A 2,659-nucleotide genomic window follows, 5' to 3' on the forward strand; every position below is an offset into this window, starting at 1 on the left:
GGTGGGGACGGTGGGGGGTCGCTTGGCCAGGGCGGGGGCCGGGGCGGGCTCTGCTTCGAGCGGTTGCTCCGGGGCACCGGTGCGCGGCTCTGCGTCACGGTTGCTCGGCGCTGCGGGCTGTGCCCACCCGTCCCGCCCTGCGGGACGATTGCCCACAGTGGTATCGGGGGCGGGGGGCTCGGTTGTCGGGGGCTTCGGTGGGGCCGTGGCTGCCGCCTGGCGGGCCGCCTTGCGGACGGTGCGGAAGCGGGTCAGGGTGCCCATGACGAAGATCGTCATGACGATGAGGACCATCACCTGGCCGATGAGGAAGCCCCAGAAGAGGCCGTAGCCGGAGAGCTGGTCGCGGGGGGTGCCGGGCCAGGCGCCCGCGACGTCGTGGGGTTCCTGGACGAGGTGGCGTACGGCGGGCGGCGTGTTGTTGAACGTGACGTGGTCGGGCCACTCGCCGTGGGCCCACCAGGCCGCGATGCCCGTGGCCGACCACATGAGGAAGACCATGCCGACCACGAAGGCGAGGACGCCCACGAGCAGGGCGTCCGGGACGCCGCGCTCGCGGCCGCGCTGTTCCTGGGGGCGGTCCCGGTAGCGGTCCTGCCTCATGTCACGCCACCGTCGACCGGGAGGACCCCGCGGGGCCTTCGCCCATCTGCTGTTCCATGTACGCCGCCCTTTCCTCCGCCTCCCGTTCGGCCGCCGCGAGCGCGTCGTCGGTCGCGAGCAGGTCGCTCGCGGACTCCGTCATGGCGCGGTCGGTGAAGACCAGGGGGCGCTCCGTGTCCGTGATCAGGTGTTTGACCACCTGGACGTTGCCGTTGACGTCCCAGACCGCGATGCCGGGCGTCAGGGTGGGGATGATCTCAACCGCCCACCGGGGCAGGCCGATGACGCGGCCCGTGGCGCGCGCCTCGTCCGCCTTCTGGGCGTAGATCGTGCGCGTGGACGCCATCTTCAGGATGGCGGCGGCCTCCTTCGCGGCCGCTCCGTCGACGACGTCCGAGAGGTGGTGGACCACCGCCACGAACGACAGGCCGAGGCGGCGGCCGAACTTCAGCAGGCGCTGGAACAGCTGGGCCACGAACGGCGAGTTGATGATGTGCCAGGCCTCCTCGACGAGGAAGATGCGCTTCTTCCGGTCGGGGCGGATCCAGGTGTGCTCCAGCCACACGCCGACGATCGCCATGAGGATGGGCATGGCGATGGAGTTGCGGTCGATGTGGGACAGGTCGAAGACGATGAGCGGCGCGTCCAGGTCGATGCCGACCGTGGTGGGGCCGTCGAACATGCCGCGCAGGTCGCCGTCCACCAGGCGGTCGAGGACCAGGGCCACATCCAGGCCCCAGGCGCGGACGTCGTCTATGGCCACGTTCATGGCCTCGGCCGACTCCGGTTCGGGGTGGCGCAGCTGCTCGACGATGTCGGTGAGGACGGGCTGGCGGTCGACGATGGTCTCGTTGACGTAGGCGTGCGCGACCTTCAGCGCGAAGCCGGAGCGCTCGTCCAGGCCGTGCCCCATCGCCACCTCGATGATGGTGCGGAGCAGCGCGAGCTGGCCGGTCGTGGTGATCGCCGGGTCGAGCGGGTTGAGCCGGATGCCCATGTCGAGGGCGGCCGTCGGGTCGAGCCGGATGGGGGTTATCCCCAGCTCCTGCGCGATGAGGTTCCACTCGCCGACGCCGTCCTCGCCCTGGGCGTCCAGGACGACGACCTGGCGGTCCTTGAAGCGGAGCTGCCGCAGGACGTACGTCTTCTCCAGGGCGGACTTGCCGTTGCCGGACTCGCCGAGGACCAGCCAGTGGGGGGCCGGCAGCTGCTGGCCGTACAGCTGGAACGGGTCGTAGATGTAGCCCTTGCCGGAGTACACCTCGCGCCCGATGATCACGCCGGAGTCGCCGAGGCCGGGCGCGGCCGTCGGCAGGTAGACCGCCTGGGCCTGCCCCGTCGACGTGCGCACTGGGAGGCGGGTGGTCTCGACCTTCCCGAACAGGAAGGACGTGAACGCGTCCGTGAGGACGGTCAGCGGATCCCGCATCGCACCTCCACACCCCTACCGTTGTGGTTCATCGCCGGATGCCGGTCGCGAACGGCAGCGTGTTCACGAATGCCCGGTGGTGCTCGCGGTCGCACCACTCCAGCTTCAGATACGACTTTCCGGCCGATGCCCTTATGGTCCGCTTGTCGCGGGCGAGGGCTTCGGGGGAGCGGGACGAGACGGTGATGTAGCCGACGAGGTTGACGCCCGCGGCGCCGCTCGCCAGGTCCTCGCCGCGCTGGTCGAGGCGGGAGTGCGAGGCGATGTCGCGGGGGTCGACGGTGCGGTTCATCTTCGCCTGGCGGCTGGCCTCCGCCTCGTCGTTGGTCTTCTCCGTGAGCATGCGCTCGATGGCGACCTCGGTGGGCTCCAGGTCCATGGTGACGGCGACGGTGCGGATGACGTCCGGGGTGTGCACGAGGAGCGGCGCGAGGAAGTTGACGCCGACCGGCGTCATCGGCCACTCCTTGACCCAGGCCGTGGAGTGGCACCAGGGGGCGCGGGTGGACGACTCGCGGGTTTTCGCCTGGTAACTGGTTAGGTCTGTGGGGCTGGTGGGTGTGCCGGGCTGCAGGTTGGCGGTTGCCGGTGTCCCGGCGTTGAGAGGGCTCCTGGTTTGATCTTGGT

At 70.4% G+C, this 2,659-nt stretch carries 2 protein-coding genes and 1 pseudogene; all 3 read right to left on the reverse strand.

Annotated features, from left to right (window positions below; translation table 11 throughout):
• Nucleotides 1–603, reverse strand: a pseudogene (locus tag IG74_RS53045) (type VI secretion protein); the annotation flags it as partial.
• 1 nt (nucleotide 604) lies between these two features.
• Nucleotides 605–2,032 carry an ATP-binding protein gene (locus IG74_RS0144230; protein ID WP_030689407.1) on the reverse strand — a complete coding sequence of 476 codons (1,428 nt, stop codon included), beginning with the start codon at nucleotides 2,030–2,032 and terminating at the stop codon, nucleotides 605–607.
• A 28-nt stretch (nucleotides 2,033–2,060) separates the two neighbouring features.
• On the reverse strand, nucleotides 2,061–2,659 hold a 599-nt coding region (locus IG74_RS0144235; protein ID WP_324607541.1), incomplete at its 5' end, for an SCO6880 family protein.

Origin of the sequence: Streptomyces sp. NRRL B-1347 (assembly GCF_000720325.1) — a bacterium.
Taxonomy (GTDB): Bacteria; Actinomycetota; Actinomycetes; order Streptomycetales; family Streptomycetaceae; genus Streptomyces.

Coding starts and splice junctions, on each gene's coding strand:
- IG74_RS0144230 (WP_030689407.1), bottom strand. CDS start 2,032: ATGCGGGATCCGCTGACCGTCCTCACGGACGCGTTCACGTCCTTCCTG.